Origin of the sequence: Nocardia sp. CA-290969 (assembly GCF_050936135.1) — a bacterium.
Lineage (GTDB): Bacteria > Actinomycetota > Actinomycetes > Mycobacteriales > Mycobacteriaceae > Nocardia.
Window position 1 is genome coordinate 3,672,068 of sequence record NZ_JBNJNJ010000001.1, and the last position, 17,236, is coordinate 3,689,303.

Here is a 17,236-nt window from a genome sequence, read left to right on the forward strand (position 1 = left end):
ACCGGCCCGCGCAAAGTGCTGCGGCCGGGAGTGTTCGGATGTCCCCTGAAAAGATGTGGTCGAGGGTGGACCATCGTGGCCGGTACCCGCGGCCACAAACGGTGATGGTCACCGCATTCGCAAATAATGAAGTTCGGAGAGTGTGCTGTCGCTGTGTCGTCAGCGGGTCAATAACCGAGGCCGTGCTCGGGTCCCGGCCCGGCCGGTGTCGAGGCGGTGGGGTCGGGGTCGGTGTCCCATTCCGACCCGGCACCATCCGGTGTCATCGCCTCGACCGCGGCACCGATCTGCGCGCCGCCGCCGTCGGGAGCCAGATGCTCGACTGCCGGGTCGCTGAATCCGGTGTGCATCGTCAACGCCGCGCGGTCCACCATCTGCTGCGGCAGCGGGGGCCGCGCCCACTCCACCGACGTGATTGGGGGGCGCTGCGGTAGATACGGCGGTTTGCCGACGGGGTCGGCGGCAGCCCATCGATGCCACGAGGTGGCCAGTTCATGATCGGTGAGGCCGCTGACGGTGGCGGCGTGGAAGCGGTGCACGTCCATCGAGCTCCACAGCTGTGCACCTTCGTCGCGGGTGAGCGCGGCGGCCTCGGACAAGGCGGTGATCCGCTCGTGCAAGGCGGTCATGTTCGCCGAGAACCGGTCCACCGCGACCGGGTCCACTCGGTAGGGCCAACGGCCTGCGGCGACCCGGTCGGTGTGTGCTGCGGACAGGGCCGCCATATGCTGCATCTGCCACAGGTCGGGGGCGAGCATGTCCACGCACCATTGCTGAAGCTGGTTGTCGCGGGCCGGCATATCCGGGGCCGGGATCTTATCCCTGGGCAGTGCTCCGGTGGCGCCGAGTTCGCGGGCCGCGGCGATCCACCGCAGCGGCACCCCCGCAGTCCAGGCAGCATGTTCGGCTTGCTCCCGCTGCGTCGTCAATTCCTCGAGACGATTGCGCCACGCTTCGACCGGAGGCCCGTCGACCTCGGGCCGGTCGAAAACCCGCTCACCGGCGCGCTCGATGCGGGCGTGCTCGGTCGCCAGCCGCTGCACACGTCTGAGCATTCCCGCCTGCCACGCCCCTACCCGGTCCGGAACCGGGCAATCAGGTGTCGTCACTTCTCTTCCTTCCTCTTCTTTGTGCTGTGGTTGCGGCCGGAGGTGTTCACCGCTCGCGCCCCATGTCCGGTCCCGGATCTGGGCCCGCCGGGGTGTGCGGTTCGGGACCGGAGTCGAATCGGAGTTCACCGGCGGAGAGCTCGGTCAGACCCGCCGCGTCGAGGACCTCGGCCACCGGCACCGAATCCGGTGTCACCGGTGCCGGGCCAAGTCCGGCGGCGTGTTCGAGATAGGTACCGGCGGTCAGTTCCTTGGCCAGCGCGAACACCTCGCCGGGGTCCACACCACCAGCCCCAGCCCCAGTGATTTCGACGTCGACGACCTCGAGATCCGCCGCATCGATATCGATCACGTCCGGCTTGCCCACTCCCGTCCCGTCGTCGTGAAGGTTGCGGGGATCCATGCCGGTATCGGCGCTGAATCGCTGCCGGTAGGCGTCCGCATGGGCGGCGTGCTGTTCCGAGAGCCCGGCCGCCCCGGTAGCGGCGGCGAACGCCGCGCTCGAGGCGGCCGCGGCACCGATGTCCCCACTGTCGGTGAGCAGACCGGTGAGCCATGCCTTGCGGCGATACACCTCGGCCAACACCCGCCGATACACCGCCTCCCGTTCCTGTGTCGCCGCCGTGGTGCCCGCTCCCCTACCGCTGGAGGCCGCACCGGTAGCCCCTGCCGCGCCGGAGGCATCGGCCGCTCCGTCCTGTGTCGTCCTGGTCGGCCCTTCACCCGAGGTGGTGCCTCCCGTCGCTCCGGGGGTGTCGGCGGCCTCGGTAGGGCCGGTTGCCTCGGGATCGGTGAGGGTGTCGGTGAATCCGGCGGCGCGGCGGCGGATGTCGATGAGCAGTTGTTTGTATTCGACGTCGAGCGCGTGCAGCGTGTTGTCGTGGATCTCGCGGCGGGTGTAGCCGTCCATCCGCGCCTGATGCAGCTCGCGGCTCTGGTCGCCGGCGACGCGCTCGGACTCTTCCCGATTGGCTTGGTTGGTTCTCGCACGCTGGATCTGCTCGGTTTTGAACTGGGCTTCCAGGTCGAACAGGTCCTCGGCGCGGCTGTTGCGGTCGTGGACCTCGGTGAGCCGGGCCTGGTTCAGCGCGTGCTCGTCTGAGGCCTTCTCCACACCGGTGTTCATCCGCAGCTGGTGCTCGACGAAGGAGCGGTATTCCTTGGCCTCGGCGTGGCGGAGGCGTTGGTCGGATTCGGTGCGGGAGCGGGCTTCACCGCCGCGGCGTTGCAGCAGGTTCGTCATCATCGCCGCGGTTTGCATGGACTGGATGAATCCGGTGCGGATCGCTTGACCCGATTCCTCCACCGGATCCCCGCTCATGACTGCACCCCCAGCCCCGACAACAGCCACGGTCCACAGGGAGAGCGGGTGGCGTTGGCGTAGACGGTGAACGCGACCGCCGGCTCATGGGCCGGCTGTATGCGGACAGCGAGGACACGATCGGTCGTCGCGGCGGTGTCGGGCGGATGGTCGTCACCGGTGATGTGGACGGTCGTGGTGACCGGCGTCTGCTGGTCCCGCCATCGCTGCCATTGACTGGTGGTGATCGGCGCCCACACTGCGGCAGCCGGATCGGCCTGCTCGGCGAACCGGTCCTGCACGACAGGTCGTGCACGCGCGAACGCAGCACGGGGATCCGGGTCATCGGCCGGGCGGTAGCGGAAGGTCGCGGCCACCGCCGCCTGCAGAACCAATTCGGCCGAGCACGGGTCGATCTGCTCGTAGGGTGCGGTGAACCTGGCGGCGGCACACCCTTCGGCGGTTCTCGAATGGTCGGTGGCCGGGTTTGCGCCACATCCGGTGGCAGTGAGCGCGGCGAGGATCATGGCAGGAGCAGCGAGGGCTGTGGTTTTCATGGCGAGTCCTGGGATCGGAGGGTGGACAGGTCGGTGGAGCGCCAGTCGACGACCTCGACCTCGGTGCTGTGCTCGGCGGCCGGGTTGTGCACCGCCACCACGACCGCGTCGAGTACCAGCGCCGCGGCCAGCGCTTCACGCCGCAGAACCTGCTCGTCGAGGCCGCGGCCCCGCGCCAGCCGCAGGTCCACGGTCGCCGCGTCGGCGCCCAGGTATTCGCGTGCTCGCCCGGCGAGCCAGATCGCGTGCAGTGCCGAGGTTTGGGCGGCTTCGATCCCACCCACGGCGAGGGGGAATCGGTCCCGCCACATGACCTGCCCATCGCCGCGGCACAGGGTGAAGGCGGTCAGTGTCGCCGCAGACCACACCGTCAGCCGCGGCCCGCGCCGTGCTGCCTCGGCCAGGCGCTGCGCCGCCCCGCGGTGGGCCTCTTCGAGCTGACGCAGGCCGTCGTAGTCGATGCCGCCGATATCGAGCAGCGCGTCGAGGAACCGGTTGAACGCGCGGACATCGGTGAACCTGTGCGCGGCCGCGACCTGGTCGAACTGGGCGGTACGGGTGAAGGTATGCAACTGCGGTAGCCGGACTCGCACCACCATCTCCGGAGTCACGGCCCCGCGATCCGGGTACCGCCACGACGGTTTCGAGGTTTCGTTCATGCTTGCCGTCCTTGCGGCCCCAGCTCCGGGTCCTCTCCGCTGCCGCCGCCGGCTGGGGTTGTCTGACACCTCTCCGGTTCCTGCCCCGCCGGTTTTTCGTGATTCGCGCTGGTAGGCAGGTCAACCCGGGTTTGCGACAGCCCGGAAAGGGATTGACGTTCTGTCGGGATTCCTGAACAATCATTGAAATCCTCGGCGTTTCTCTGGCCTTGTTGAAGTGGAGATCCGGTATGTCGCTGGCTGTTGTGCGCACCATTCGCTCGCCGCGGCAGTTGAGCAGCGACCAGGACTTCGAAGACTTCGAGCAAGAGCTGGTGGATCAGTTCGCGCTGGCGATGGCGGCCAGCGGCATCTCCGATGGGCACGTTTGCCGATGTCGGGAGGTGTTGTTCGAGTTCATCCGGTTCGTCGGCCGCCCGGTGTGGACCGTCGAATCCGCTGACGTGGACCGATATCTGGCCTGGCAGCGAAACAAGCAACGCGCTCCGAACACGTTGTTCGGCAAGGTTATTGCACTTCGCCGGTTCTTCGAGTTCTTGGTCTCGCGTCACCAGGGCGATATCCACGAACTCACCGGTTACGTGGTCAGCCAGCCCGTTGACGAGTTCAACACTCCGAACAAGCCTTACCCGCTCGCTCCGCGAGTGCCGCCGAGCGCCGATGAGGTTGAAACCCTGTTCGCAGGCTGGCGTGAAGCGCTTCCAGAAGCTCGCAAGTACCTCCCCGCCGCGCGTGACTATATGGCTGCGTCCTTGTGGCGGCGTCTCGGTTTGCGGATCGGTGAGTCCGCCGCGCTCGACATCCGGGACTGGCGCCCCGACCTGGGCGAGATCGGAAAACTCCATGTGCGTTTCGGTAAAGGCAGTCACGGCCGCGGCCCGAAGACGCGCCTCGTTCCGGCGATCGATTCGGTCGCCGACCTGTTGAATTGGTGGCTGACCGACGTGCGTCACCAGTTCGGAGATGACTGGGACGATCCGGATGCGCCGCTTTTCCCGAGCGAGCGACGCGATATCTGCAGTGGAAGGTGTCGTCGTGTCGGTGCGAATGCGCTGCGTACCGGTTTCGCCGGTGCGATAGTCCAGTGGCTGCCCCAGCAACAAGGCCAGCTCACTCCTCATGGGCTGCGCCACTTCTGCGCGTCGTCGCTGTACCTGCGTGGACTCGACCTGAAGGCGATCCAGGAACTGCTCGGCCACTCGTGGCTGTCGACGACCACCCGCTACATCCACGTACACGACAACCACATCGAGCAGGCATGGACGCAAGCCAACGAACGGGTCGCAGCCCGTCTGTCCGGAACCGGGAGCTAGACCGATGCAATGGAACCTGCGACTCAAGGCCGCCGAGCGAGGAATCTGGAAGTCGACCGAGATGCGCCGGCGGCTTGCGGAGTACGGCCTGGAAATCAGCGCCGGAAAGATGTCCGCGCTGTGGACGACCACGCCGACAACGATTCGGCTCGACGACCTCGACGTGATCTGCGCAGTACTCGATTGTTCACCCGCGGAGCTTTTGATCTGCCAACCCGAGCGTGTGCAGGCACGTCGCCCCTCCACGAAGGCCGCCGCGAACGCGGCCACCGAAGCACCGCGAGTGACACCGCGTTTGGGCAGGAACCGAACCCCTCCCCCAGCATGATCAGCAAACAGGCGCCGGCCAAGGCCCCGAGAGGGCAGGCGATGTGCGTCGTCTGCGGTGATCGGCCCATCGCCATGCGCACTGTCAAGTACTGCTTCCTCTGCTGGCCCGGTGGCCCGGTCACCCCGCCACCGTGTCTGCGCTGCGGCGCGACCAGCGGCTATTACACCAACGGCCTGTGCCGACGCTGCCACGCCGGCAGCCCGGATGCGGGTGTCGACTCCTGCCGAGACTGCTTCGCCTGGGGAGCCACCCGCGGCCTCAAGTGGCTGTGCCGCGGATGCTCGCAGTACCGCATCACCAACCCCAGCACCGGAACCTGTCCCGGCTGCAAACGCATGCTCCACCTCGGAAACTGGGGCGTATGCCGGCTCTGTTTCAAACAGGCGGGATGGAACCGTCCGGAGGGACAGCGCCTCGATTTCGACACCGCCTTCACCCAGGGTTGGCAGCTGTTCTTCGCCTACAGGTGGACACACACCGGCCGCAGACCCCGAACCCGGCGCAAGCCAACTGATTCGCACGCAACGGTTCCCGAGGAAGCCACCGACCACCATCCGGATCAGCTCGCGCTGTTCCCCGTCGACCCCGACCTCGTCGCACACGGTCGCGCCGGTCTGCATCGCCGCGCCGATCAGACGCTCGCGGCGCCGATCGAGGATCGGGCCCACATTCTTGGTGCCGAACTCGGCTGGAGTCCGGCGCTGGTCAGGACCACATGCGTCGGTCTGCGAATCGTGCTCGGCGTCCGCCACGGCAGCGAACCGATCAAGGCCAGCACCGTCGAACAACTCCGTCAGTTCCACCTGCCCATCTGGGCAGTGCTCTACGTCCTCAACGACGCAGAACTGTTGAACGACAACCGCATACCCGCAGTCGACCGATGGGTTGCGCGGCAACTCGCCGAACTGCCAGAGGCCATGGCCTCCGAGCTCGACACCTGGTTCCGCATCATGCGCGACGGCAGCCCGAAACCTCGCCGACGCCCTCGATCCGACCGCAGCATCCGGTCCAATCTGTCGTGGGCATTGCCCATCCTGCGACGGTGGGCCGACGAGGGCCACACCAGCCTCCGAGACATCACCCGAGACCACGTTCTCTGCGCGCTGCCCGCATCCGGCACCCCGAGATCTCACGCCGGACAGGCACTCCGCTCCATCTTCGGCCTGCTCAAAACGCACGGCATACTTTTCACCGACCCGACCACCCGAGTGAGGACCGGCGAGAAGGAATCCCGCCAGCCCCTGCCCATCGACCTCGCACCGCTGCGATCGGCCCTCAACTCCGAGAACCCCGCGCAAGCAGCGATTGCAGCGCTCATCGCCTTCCACGGCCTCCCCACCCGCACGATCAGGCAGCTCACGCTGACCGAACACCGCGACGGCCGCCTCTATCTCGACGGGCGAAGCATCGTTCTGGCGCAGCCAGTGCAAACACGGGTCTCCCGGTACCTGGACCACCGAGCACAGCGCTGGCCGAACACGGCCAATCCGCACCTGTTCGTCCACTACCGCACGGCCACCCACACCGGCCCCGTCGGCCCCCGTTGGATCTGGCTCACCCTGGGACCAGGCCTGACCGCGGCCTCCCTCCGCGAAGATCGCATCCTCGACGAGGCTCAAGCCACCAAAGGAGACGTCCGCCGCCTCGCCGACTTCTTCGGCCTGAGCATCAAGGCGGCCGGCCGTTACGCTGAGACTGTCGACCACCCCGACCTCACCGCCACAAACGACCCTTAGCAACACTCGGGATTCGGGAACTCGATGATCGAATACACTGCTCACGGCGCCACCCCGCTCGGGTTCGTCGGTTCGGGTGCTCCGGAATTCGTGAACTCGAGAGCTTTGTAGCGGCGCACGTCCATGCGTTCTCCGTCCCACGCCGACAGTGGTGTCACAGTGACTTTTTGACCTGTGGTCGGGGCATGCAGGAGCAGATCTCTGCCTTGTTCATCGCGGCCGTAATAGATGCCGACATGGTGGGAATCGGATTCGCCGGGGACGGTGAAGAAGATCAGGTCCCCGGGCGCCTTCTGATCGAACGGGACCGGTTGCGCGCTGGGGTGGTCCTGTTGGGCTTGGGTGTAGTGCGGGAGCCGGATCCGGCCCTGGGAGGCGTGGTAGATCGCGTACAGGGTCAGTCCGGAGCAGTCGAACCCACCACCGGTGGGGCCATGGACGTCCCCGCCGCCCCAGACGTAGTCGGTGCCGATCCAGTCGTCGGCGTGGTCGATGACCGCCTGCCCGAACGCCGAGGTCTGCCCGGTCAGCGGCACCCCGGAGCCCGAGGGCCCGCACCCCGCCACCATGCCGCTATCCGAACCTGGCGGGGCCGGGCCGGGGTCGAGGTCGGCGAACATCGCATACAGCTGCCGCGCCAGATCCATCTGCCCGGCATAGGCGTTCGCGGCCGAGCGTTCGATCGCCTGCGCCAGTTCCGGCGGTGACATCTGTGTCGCGGCGGCACCGAGAGTGGCGGCTTGGTCGTAGAACCAGTTGATTTGATAGATCGGGTTCATCAACGTCGCGATACCGACCTCACTCCAGACGCTGACGCGCATCTGGTGCGGTCCGACGGAATCGTGATCGGAGCCGACCCCGTCGTTGGCGTAGGTCAGCGATTCCGGAACAGTGGCATTGGCGAGGTTGCGGAAGCTCGACTCGGTGGCCTGGGCAGCCAACTCGGCCACGATCACCGTCTCGGGCATACCGCGCCGGAGTCCGATGACGACACCGTCGCGGGCCAGCCGCAGCTGCGATTCCGACAGCCCGGCCACCGACGCGCCGGTTCCTCCACCCATCCCGGCTGCGGCGGAGGGGGCCATGGCGCAGGTGACCGGGTCGTCGACGGCGACCAGCAGGATCAACAGCAGCAGCACCGCCACCGGGACCCCGACCGCAGTGGCCACCACCGTTTTCGTCGCGTCCATCCGGTTCACCCGCTCCCGTTGCCGGGCAGATCCTGAAACCGCCGATTCGTGTTGTGGATGTCAGCGCTGCGCTCGGTGGGGGTGAATTCCATCCGGAAGGGCAGTCCGGGTTCACCGGATTCCCCGGTTTTCAGCAGGAAACACCCGACCCCGGGCGGGGTGTCGCCCCGGGTAGGGTCGAGGTCGTCGTCGCTGGGTGGTCGCGGCGCGGCCCAGGAAGTGACCAAGAGTTTTTCGGTGTCGGTGATGCCGACCGCACCGCGGAGGCGCTCGATTTCGTCGGGGCCGACGGGGCCGATAATTTTGGCGCGGGCGCGTTCGAAGAAGCCGAGCGCTTTGGCTTGCGCAGCGGAAGAGTCGAACGCGGACAAGTCTTTGATGGTGTGCGAGCACATGACCAACCCAGTGCCCAGGGGCCGGTTGAGCCGAGTCAGGGCATCGACGCGGTCAACCATGAACTCCCCCACCCCCAGCACCCGCCAGATCTCATCCATGACGACCTCGAACACCCGCGGCGGTGCCAGCCCGGCGTCGGTGAGAGCGTGCGCGGCCGCGACGGCACCGAACCCGTCGGACCAGCAGACCATCAGGACCGCGGCCAGCAATTTGGTGTCGCCTTCCGGAATGCGTGACACATCCACACACACCGCCGGCGACGCCAAATCCAAGCGGGTAGCCGTGTGCCCGTTGAACACCGCCCCGAACGGACCCTCCACCAACGCCCGAAGCGACCGCCGCAACGTTTTGGTACTCGCCCTGTAAGCGGCCGTGTCATCCTCCTCAGCGAACCGCAGAAGCCGCTCCGCGCCGGCGGAGATGACCACGAGGAGATCGGCCAGCAGCGGCGGCCGATCGTGGGTGAAACCGCCATCGGGGCCGTACAACTCACGCAGACCAGCGGCAAGCAAGGTCTCCTCGTAGTCGGCAACCCGCGAGCCACGCACAAGCTCGATCAACCCGGCAACGATCTGAACCTGCCCGGCCTCCACCCGCGCGGCGATACGGCGCTGCTGGTCGGGATCGGGGAGCTCGTCGAGAATCTGCCCGAGCGCCCCGACATCGAGAGGATTGATGGTCCCGTACCCGTACCCGAGTTCGACCACCTGGCCGCCGATACGCTCCACAAGGTCGCGGTAGTCGGGTTTGGTGTCCCCCAGACACAGCACGGTCTCCCCTGCTGAGACCGCGCCGGTCACCAGCCGCCGGATCAACGAAGACTTCCCGAACCCGTTCAACGCCAGCACGAACGCGATCGGGGAAGTGATGAACCCCTTGAGGAACCACGACATCGGGTCGAAATGCACCGGCGCGCCGGTGATGTAATGCGTGCCGACCGGGGTGCCAACAGTCGGGGCACTCGCCCCGACCGCGAACGGCCACAACCCGGCCACCTGCACCGTGGTCGACCGCCACTCCGGCATACGTGACACCACCGACGCGCGGCCCCCACCGACACCGGCGAACCCACGGTCGGTCGCCGAGGCAAGCGGCCGTTCGAAGCCGTCGACAGCGGTGCGCTGCTCCCGACCGGTGGCAGTAGCGCGGCGATGGTCGTCGCTCGACAGCCTCAACCGGGCCCACCACCCGCGGATCCCCGGCCGGCCTGCGACGGTTTCGGCTTCCGCCCGCGCTACCGCAGTGAGGACCCGCACCCCCGAGAGAACCTCGGTGCGCGGCGGTCGCGGCGACTTCGCTCGTCTCATGACCGTCATGCCGAGACCTGTTTGGAAATCGAAGAATGCTCGGGCAGTACCAACCCGATCCCGAGCGAGGCCGCGAACGCTGCGGCTTGGCTGCCGTAACAGCGGCGCACCCCAAGCCGCGACGCCGCGGCCATACCCTGCACCGAGGCCTCGATACCGGGCAGATCGGCATCGAGGTGATCGGTCACGGTAACCAGCAGCCCGAACCGGGTCAGCCCGGCACCGCGGGCCTGCTCATCGCGGGCAGCACTGGTATTGCCCACCCTTATCCGTGCTGCGGCCGAGGAAATACCGCGTTCGGTTTGCTCGGCGGCGACCGCGTCCCGGAAATCGGAATCCACCAACGTGGTGGCCTCGGCCGCCGAATGCAGCCGGTAGACGATCGCAACCCGTTTACGAGGCACATCCGCGCGGGGACGCAACAGCTCCTCGAGGACGTTTTCCATCACCGCCCCACGCGGGGCCGCGTCCATCTCCCAGGTAATCGACCGCGCCCCGTCGTGCACGTAATGGTCCCAGCGGTCGACGTGAGCGAGCGGACCCACACTGTCCCAGGACTGGGTGTCGGTGATCGCGGGACCTGCGGCTTCCACGTCACGCTGGGAGGCCAAGTCGTAGCGGGTGCGCACCAGCCCCAGGACTTCCCACGACTGCAGCGGGGTCGCCGGCAGCCCGGCACGCGCGAGCTGGGACAGCACGCCCTGGAGGCGTTGCCCGATTTCGCGGGCCTGCTCGGCGGTGTCGCGGCGGATGCGGCCCCGCCCGATCGCGCGGTAGGTGACCGCGACCCGAGCCTCGGTCCGCACCCCGACACCGCCAGTATCGGCGGCGGCCTCCCGCATCACCGCCCGCGCATACTCCGGCGCGTCCGGGCGCACCAGCCGCGCGACCTCCCTAGCTTGTTTGAGCCGGGACTCGACCACGTTCTCCAGGACCGCGGTCACCGCGACCACTTCCCCGCCGCGCGACTGGGCGGCCAGGAACTGGCCGTAGCCTTCCACCCACGCATCGATCCGGTCCTGATCGACCAGCTCCTTGCCGCGCGGCACCACCCGCAGCACTACCGTGTAGTGGTCGCTGCGGCGGATATGCAGCATCGCGAACCGCTTCCCGCCCGGGGTCTCGTATTCCGCGAGTCGCGAGTCAGCCAGCAACCCCGGCAGTTTCGCGATACCCGGGATCTTCGCGAAGCGACCGGCTCGATAGATGTGCTCACCACGCGCCCGCGCGGCGGCGAATTGGACCCGCAACAGCAACAGTTCCCACCCGGTACGGCCGCCCCGGGTAACCGCAAGCGGGGCGAACACCACTACCGCGACCGCCAGCAAGGTCCCGGCCACCAGCAGGGAGCGGGTGAGCATGAACGCGACCATCACCGTGATGATCAATCCCAGGCCGAGCAGCGACACACCCCAGGTGAGCCCGAAAAACCCTGCTGATCGCGGTTTCTCCCATCGCCCGTACACGCGGGTCGTCACCGCCGCACCTCCCCTGGCCCCAATGCATTCGGATCCCACTGATCCCCTGCCGCATCGCGGGTATGGGAATCGACCGCAGATACACCTCGCTGTGCTGCATCCGTCGCAACTTGGGCAGCCATGACTGCGGCCCCGGCCACACCGGCACCGGCGCTCGCGCCACCCGAAGCCCTCGCAGACCCAGCCGCGCCTGCGCGCTGCGCAGCGGGTGATTTCGCTCCACTACCGGATCGGGCACCACTGGTAGGCCCGGCTGAGGGCCGCGCGCCACCCGAACCGCCACCACCGGCTCTTGCTCCACCCGATCCCTGGCCACTGGAGCCACCGCCGCCGCCCATCGGGCGACCCCCGCCACCGCCTCCGCCACCGGTGCCGGAGGCTGGGCCACCACTGGCCTGCGTTCTTCCTGGGGAGTTCTCCCCTTCAGTGACCTTGCGGCCGTTGGACCGGGAACCCGTGGATGCCATCGCGATGCCGACTGCGCCTCCGGCGAGCGCGGCGCCCCCGCCCCCTCCCCCGCCGAGAACCGAGACTGCCGGGGCGACCAACCGGATCAGCGCCGGCAGCACGACCACCGACAGGATCATCAGCAGCAGCCCGAGAAGAATCAGATGGGGATCTCCGCTGCGGCCGGCGGCGGTGAACGCGATTGCATACACCAGTGCTCCCACCGGCTTCCACAGCACGAACGCGAGCGACCAGCTAAGCAGCTTCTTGTAGGACTGAGACCCTGATCCCGTGCCGGATGCCGCGGCAGCCAGCGGGATTACCGCTACGGTCACGATCAGCAGCACTTGGCGGGTCACGAGCATGACCAGTTGCACCAGCATGCTGATAATGCCCAGCAAGGCGAGGATCAGCATGACGCCGATGCTGATCGTGCCCAATCCGGCGCTACCGGTCGTCATCTGTATCTCGGTCAGCCGTTTCATGGCACCGTCGAAATCGCCGCGGGTGGAGGTGAAGATGACCCAGTTGGAGAATTCGTCTCCGGCCCGGGTTCCGGCGGTGATCACTGCGGCGAACAGCATGGATGCGAAGACAGCGCGGACCAGCATCACGAAGGTCTCCTGCGCTTCACCGGCGACTCCACCGCGCTTCGCCAACGCCAAACGTGCTGCGGCGAGCAGGATTCCCGCGGTCAGGAGCAGAACCTGTAGTTCGGTGGTGTAGCCGCGGATATCGGCCAGCACCGTGCCGGGTCCGCCTCCGGCAGTCGTCAGTTCCGGTGACGGGAACGCCGTCCACCAGGTCAGTACAACGCGCGCCACCTGAGCGAATCCCTCGACGAACTCCCCGGCCAACTTCTCCATCGCCGAGGTGGCGACCTCGGGTAGTACCGCGCCGCCGACGTCGCAGGCCACCGCCGGGAGTCCGGGCAAGTCACAGACATCGGGGACCGGAAGCTGTGTCCGCCCCACACCGACGGCGGTAGTTCCTGTGAGCGAGGTGGTCACCGCGACTCCTTCCAGGATCCGAATCCAGCGAGCGTGTAGACCGGTGCGGTTGGGCCCCAGAGGATTTCGAGGTTGTCGACCCGCACCTTCCAGTCGCCGTCGACCCACACCATCGGCCAAGTGGAGACGGCGTAGCCGTCGCGGCCTTCGAGGGCGAATTCGACCACGGCGAGGTCGGGTTGGTAGCCGGGCCGGACTCGGACGCCGTCTGGCACGGTGACGTAGCCGGCAGCCTCAGGTGTGCCAGCGCGGGATCGCGCGAACCGGTCGAGCAGGGGTTGTCCGCCGCCGAAGAAACGCTCCGCCACAACCTGCTGCCACGTCCCTTCCGGTGCAGCCAGGGCACGGGCGAGCGCATCCGCCGCCGCCAACGCTGCACCTTGCGGGGTCCGGCTGAACCCGGTGGCGATGCCATTGATGATCTGGGCAGGGCCGTCGCTGCTCGATATCGGGGCCGCCGCGCCACCCCAGATCCGCTGCCACCGCAACCCTGCCGGAGCCGCGGTCAGATAGTCGGTCCCGACCGGATCCGGACGCGCCGCCGGGGTCTGGGCCACCACAACTCCGGCGGAATGGGCCGGGACCTCGAGGCGATTGCCGAACAGGTCGGTCGTCGGAGGCTCGGTGGACGGCGTCGCCGGCTCAGGACTGCCCGAAGATGCCGGCGCGGTCGCGTCGTGTTCGGTGGGGGTGGAGGCGGTGTCGGTGCGGGTCTTGTGTGGATCGTCGTAGGTGAGGGTCCAGGTGAAGGCGCCGACCACGACGAGTGCCAGGAAACTCGACAGTGCGATCAGCAGGCGCTTCGATGTCATGGTGGGTTGCTCCTCATCGGCGTGGGGAGAGGGTGGTCAGGTCGTGGGGTGGGGCGGTGATGGCGGTGACCGGGCTTTCGGTCGGGTTGTGGGGGACTTCGAGTCGCCAGTCGCCGGTGTGCCACACGACCCAGGTGCTGTGGCGGGTGGCGGAGTTGTCCGGATGGATCGCGTAGATCTGCACGTCGGCGGCGGTGTCGTTGTAGGCGGTGATCCGGTAGCCGAGGATCTTCGGCGGTCCCTCGGTGATCGGGGCGGTGATCGAGATCTGGGCCCGGGTAGTGGCCCAGGCGTCGCGCCCCGGTCCGGGTGCCAGCATCTGCTGCCCTACGCGTGGCCACTGGGTATCGGTGGCCAGTGTCATGCGGACACTGGCGTGGATCGCCGCCAGCGCGGCACCCGCCGGGTTTCGGTCGAAGCCGGTCGCGACCGCGCCGTCGATGCGGTTCGGTCCCTGGTCGGCGATCGGCAGGTCGACGCCGTGGAAGATCTCCCAGCGCAGGCTGCTCGGTGACCGCACCTCCGAGGTCGGTGGTGCGGTCACCGGTCCGGGATCAGGGCCACTGCAGGCGGCCAGTGTTGCCGCGCACAGCATTCCGGTGACCAGAGTTCGCAATGATCGGCGTGTCATGGTGGCGTGTTCCTATCCGTTGGGCAGGACGGCGATCGCGATGGCGCTGGCCGACCCGATGAGTACGGCTCCGAGCAGGGAGCCGAGGAGTCCTTCGATGCCTTCTTCGCGGTACAGGCGCACGCAGAGCTGGCCGCCGACCCAGATCAGGCGGGCGATACACGCCAGCAGCACGCACCAGGCCAGCCAGCCCAGCAGCTGGGTGATCGGAGTGAGCACCTGCGGGGGTAGCGGTTTCGCGGTCACCATGGCTCGCCTCCGTCCTGGAGGTGGGTGCGGTAGGCGACCTCGAGGGCGGCCAGGATCGGCTGGCTCGCCCGACGCGGGTCGACGTAGGGCAGGGAGTGCCCGGCGCCGGGCACGCAGTCGTGGTCGGCCCATACCCGCTCGGCCAGGGCTAGGCAACGGCGCGGGGGCATCAAGGGGTCCAGGGTGCCGGTGAGCATCCAGGTCGGAATGCAGCGCCACACGCTGAGCGTCGTGTCGGTCAACGCAGGGGTGCCGTAGGTGACCGCCACCGACGCCCCGTGGTTGACGTGGACACGGTCGGCGAGCCGGTCGTTCACTCCGCCCCACGGCCGCCCCGAGTCCCTGGGGGTCCGGTAGAAGTGGTTCAGCAGTTCGTCTTGCACCCGCCGTGCGGGACCGATAGGGATCTTGGGGAATTCGAGCGCTGGGTTGAGCAGCACGATGCCCGCGATGGTGCGGGCCCGGCGCGGATATTTCCCGATCCACGACAGCACCAGCCGGGCCGCGGCCGAGTGTGCGACCACGACAATCGCTCCTGCGGCCTGATCCAGGACCGCATCGAGGTCGCCCGGACCGCAGGCGGCCAGCGAGCCGCTGGTGGTGTGATCGGCTGGGCGCTGGTGGTAGGTGAGTTGGCTTATGCGTCCGTCGAACTGGGTGTGCAGGTGGGCAGTCAGCGGCCCCCAGTAGCCGGGACTGGTGAACGGGTTGTGGAGATAGACGAAGGTAGCCGGACCGGTTTCTGGTCCCAGGCGTGAGACCGAGAGCCGGGCACCGTCCGCCGTGGTGATGGCAGCCTGGTGCAGGTCAGGGTGGGTGATCATGAGAGTCCTTGGAGAATCGGCGCTTACGTCCGAGGCCGAGGGCGCGCTGACCGGCCTGTGACGCGGTGAGGAAGCGATTGCTGCGACGCTGCGGGCGAGTCTCATCCGCCGCCTCCGGTGACGACGGCGTTCATGATTCCCCCGGCGCTGGTGGCGATGATTCCGCCGACGAGCGCGGCGAGGATGATCTTGGGGGATTCGACCGCACCGCCATGCCAGCGTTCCCACCCGAATTTGCCGCCCGCGTATATCAACGCGGCGATACCGGCGAGCATGACCAGCCACGACAGGTAGTTGACGAGGTTGACCAGCTGACCTGAGCCCGGTGGTGTGACCGGGGTGATGTGGATCTGCTGAGCGAATACTGCAACCGCGGCGATCGTGGTCATATCTGGTGCTCCTGATGATCACGGGGCGGGGGCGGTGCCTCGGTGCGGATGGCGGCGAGCCGGCTGATCAGGTCGGCGCCTGCGCGGTGGACGTCGGCGGGCACGGTGTCGGTCAACCGGGCCCGCCGCGGCGGAGCCGGGTCGAACGGGGTGTAGAAGGCGAGTTCGTCGAGTTCCCGGAGCACCAGTTCGTCGTGCCAGCCGATGCGATACACCTGGGGAACCAGGTCGGTGACAGTGGCGGCGTAGCGGCGCACCGCGGCCGGTGTGGCACCTGGCCGGGCAGCGGTGAGCACCAGCCCGAGTACCGAGACCCCGTCGGGGGCGAGGCCGGCGTGCCATTCACGCAGCCGATCGGCCGCGGCGGTCAGGCCGGGGATACACAGGCGAGCAGCGAGGACGACCTGCTGGGTGGTGCGCGGGCTGGCAGGCCACGCTAGGCCGGTGTCGGCCGCAGGTGCCCACCAGCGGGCCAGGGTAGACGTGCCGGCGCCACCGTGGGCGCCGAGCACGGCGAACAGGGGCGCGTGGGGGCCGGTGGCCGGCAACGGTTTCTCGCGCACCGGGGCCTGTCGCTGCGGGGGTGGGGCGGTGACGGTGCCCCGGTCCAGGCCGCGGCCGGGACGGCGGGGCGGGCGGGTTTGTAGGGCGCCGGTGCCGGTCATGGCGGTCAGCCCCGCTTCTGGATGTTGGTGATGAGCATCCGGCCTCCGTCGCGGCGCACGTTGATCACCTGCAGGTAGTCGCGGCGCTGCCCGCCGGGGTGTACCTCGACCAGGTGCACCTCGGCGGCGGTGTCGGCGACCGGGGTGATCGCGACGCAGTGGCGGGTACCGACCGGGATGGAGGCGATCCCGCCGGCCAGCATGTGCGGGTCCAACCCGGCCTCTGGACCGGTCAGGCGCAGCGCCGCCGCCGCGTCGCGCGTGGTGTAGTAGGCGTGTTCGAACGCCGCGATCACCCCGGTCACGGTGGCGGCGTCACCGTCGCTGTCAGTGACGAGATCGCCGGTCAGTCCACGGCATGCCTCAGGGTGCGCGGGGGCCGTGGAGGGTGTCGCAGAGGTGAGCGTGGGTGGCGGCGCGGCGGACACGGTGGGCAGTTCCGGAGTGGCGGTGGTGCCGCCGCGCAGCGTGAGTACCCCGCCGCCGATCAGGATCACCGATCCGATCAGGCTGGCCGCCAGCGCCATCCGGGCCCAGGCCGGGATGCGGTGCGCCAAGCCGGCGACCGTTTCGGGTCCAGGTGGTGAGGCCGGGCTGGGTGGCTCGGCCGTCGCCGTGTCGAGTGGGTTGTCCGGGTTCGCTTCGTGCCGATGGGCGAGTGGGATGGGGTCGGTGGTATCGAGCCAGCCCCACCCGTGGTCGGTGCCGGGCTCGGTGTGGCTGCCGGTGGGCATGCTGTTCACCTCCTTGCGATGTTGGATCGGGCCCTCCGGAAGGACGTCAGGGGACAGGTCAGTGGATCGGGTACAACTCCACTCGGGTTGCGTCCTTCC

General features: G+C 68.2%; 18 protein-coding genes. 3 read left to right on the forward strand and 15 right to left on the reverse strand.

Annotation, left to right across the window (positions count from 1 at the left end; translation table 11 throughout):
• Positions 1–167 precede the first annotated feature (167 nt).
• From ACQEVO_RS16475 to ACQEVO_RS16490, 4 genes are read right to left on the reverse strand one after another with little or no spacing between them, the layout of a single operon-like run.
• Positions 168–1,109 (reverse strand): hypothetical protein, encoded by a 942-nt coding sequence (locus tag ACQEVO_RS16475; RefSeq protein WP_432913926.1) that lies wholly within the window; start codon positions 1,107–1,109, stop codon positions 168–170.
• Between the two features lie 46 nt (positions 1,110–1,155).
• A complete protein-coding gene (locus ACQEVO_RS16480) occupies positions 1,156–2,430 on the reverse strand; it encodes a hypothetical protein (protein WP_432913929.1) in 1,275 nt (424 codons plus the stop codon).
• Positions 2,427–2,966, reverse strand: coding sequence for a hypothetical protein (locus tag ACQEVO_RS16485; RefSeq protein WP_432913932.1), 540 nt, complete (start codon positions 2,964–2,966; stop codon positions 2,427–2,429). Before ACQEVO_RS16485 ends, ACQEVO_RS16480 begins: the two co-directional genes overlap by 4 nt.
• Positions 2,963–3,625: a hypothetical protein gene (locus ACQEVO_RS16490; protein ID WP_432913935.1), complete on the reverse strand. Its 663-nt coding sequence runs from the start codon at positions 3,623–3,625 to the stop codon at positions 2,963–2,965. The genes ACQEVO_RS16485 and ACQEVO_RS16490 overlap by 4 nt, the downstream gene beginning before the upstream one ends.
• 230 nt (positions 3,626–3,855) lie before the next feature.
• Here ACQEVO_RS16490 and ACQEVO_RS16495 point away from each other — a divergent pair, with 230 nt between their 5' ends.
• Genes ACQEVO_RS16495 through ACQEVO_RS16505 form a run of 3 tightly spaced genes read left to right on the forward strand, consistent with a single transcriptional unit; the run spans position 3,856 to position 7,005 of the window.
• Complete coding sequence (locus tag ACQEVO_RS16495; RefSeq protein WP_432913938.1) at positions 3,856–4,938, forward strand: tyrosine-type recombinase/integrase; 1,083 nt, start codon at positions 3,856–3,858, stop codon at positions 4,936–4,938.
• A gap of 4 nt (positions 4,939–4,942) precedes the next feature.
• Positions 4,943–5,266: a helix-turn-helix domain-containing protein gene (locus ACQEVO_RS16500; RefSeq protein WP_432913941.1), complete on the forward strand. Its 324-nt coding sequence runs from the start codon at positions 4,943–4,945 to the stop codon at positions 5,264–5,266.
• Positions 5,263–7,005, forward strand: coding sequence for a hypothetical protein (locus ACQEVO_RS16505; protein WP_432913944.1), 1,743 nt, complete (start codon positions 5,263–5,265; stop codon positions 7,003–7,005). The genes ACQEVO_RS16500 and ACQEVO_RS16505 overlap by 4 nt, the downstream gene beginning before the upstream one ends.
• A gap of 41 nt (positions 7,006–7,046) precedes the next feature.
• Here ACQEVO_RS16505 and ACQEVO_RS16510 read toward each other — a convergent pair whose 3' ends face one another.
• From ACQEVO_RS16510 to ACQEVO_RS16560, 11 genes are all read right to left on the reverse strand, one after another.
• Positions 7,047–8,195 carry a C40 family peptidase gene (locus tag ACQEVO_RS16510; RefSeq protein WP_432913947.1) on the reverse strand — a complete coding sequence of 383 codons (1,149 nt, stop codon included), beginning with the start codon at positions 8,193–8,195 and terminating at the stop codon, positions 7,047–7,049.
• A gap of 5 nt (positions 8,196–8,200) precedes the next feature.
• Positions 8,201–9,898, reverse strand: coding sequence for a hypothetical protein (locus ACQEVO_RS16515; protein WP_432913949.1), 1,698 nt, complete (start codon positions 9,896–9,898; stop codon positions 8,201–8,203).
• Positions 9,899–9,903: 5 nt separating this feature from the next.
• Complete coding sequence (locus ACQEVO_RS16520; RefSeq protein WP_432913952.1) at positions 9,904–11,376, reverse strand: SCO6880 family protein; 1,473 nt, start codon at positions 11,374–11,376, stop codon at positions 9,904–9,906.
• Positions 11,373–12,833 (reverse strand): hypothetical protein, encoded by a 1,461-nt coding sequence (locus ACQEVO_RS16525; RefSeq protein ID WP_432913955.1) that lies wholly within the window; start codon positions 12,831–12,833, stop codon positions 11,373–11,375. The genes ACQEVO_RS16520 and ACQEVO_RS16525 overlap by 4 nt, the downstream gene beginning before the upstream one ends.
• Positions 12,830–13,645, reverse strand: coding sequence for a hypothetical protein (locus ACQEVO_RS16530; RefSeq protein ID WP_432913957.1), 816 nt, complete (start codon positions 13,643–13,645; stop codon positions 12,830–12,832). Before ACQEVO_RS16530 ends, ACQEVO_RS16525 begins: the two co-directional genes overlap by 4 nt.
• Before the next feature lie 13 nt (positions 13,646–13,658).
• Positions 13,659–14,276: a hypothetical protein gene (locus ACQEVO_RS16535; RefSeq protein ID WP_432913959.1), complete on the reverse strand. Its 618-nt coding sequence runs from the start codon at positions 14,274–14,276 to the stop codon at positions 13,659–13,661.
• A gap of 12 nt (positions 14,277–14,288) precedes the next feature.
• Entirely contained in the window at positions 14,289–14,525 is a 237-nt protein-coding gene (locus ACQEVO_RS16540) for a hypothetical protein (protein WP_432913962.1), read from the reverse strand.
• Complete coding sequence (locus ACQEVO_RS16545; RefSeq protein WP_432913965.1) at positions 14,519–15,349, reverse strand: alpha/beta fold hydrolase; 831 nt, start codon at positions 15,347–15,349, stop codon at positions 14,519–14,521. Before ACQEVO_RS16545 ends, ACQEVO_RS16540 begins: the two co-directional genes overlap by 7 nt.
• A 101-nt stretch (positions 15,350–15,450) precedes the next feature.
• Complete coding sequence (locus tag ACQEVO_RS16550) at positions 15,451–15,738, reverse strand: hypothetical protein (protein WP_432913968.1); 288 nt, start codon at positions 15,736–15,738, stop codon at positions 15,451–15,453.
• Entirely contained in the window at positions 15,735–16,403 is a 669-nt protein-coding gene (locus tag ACQEVO_RS16555; RefSeq protein WP_432913971.1) for a DUF6668 family protein, read from the reverse strand. The genes ACQEVO_RS16550 and ACQEVO_RS16555 overlap by 4 nt, the downstream gene beginning before the upstream one ends.
• 5 nt (positions 16,404–16,408) lie before the next feature.
• Positions 16,409–17,137 (reverse strand): hypothetical protein, encoded by a 729-nt coding sequence (locus tag ACQEVO_RS16560; protein WP_432913974.1) that lies wholly within the window; start codon positions 17,135–17,137, stop codon positions 16,409–16,411.
• Positions 17,138–17,236: the final 99 nt, after the last annotated feature.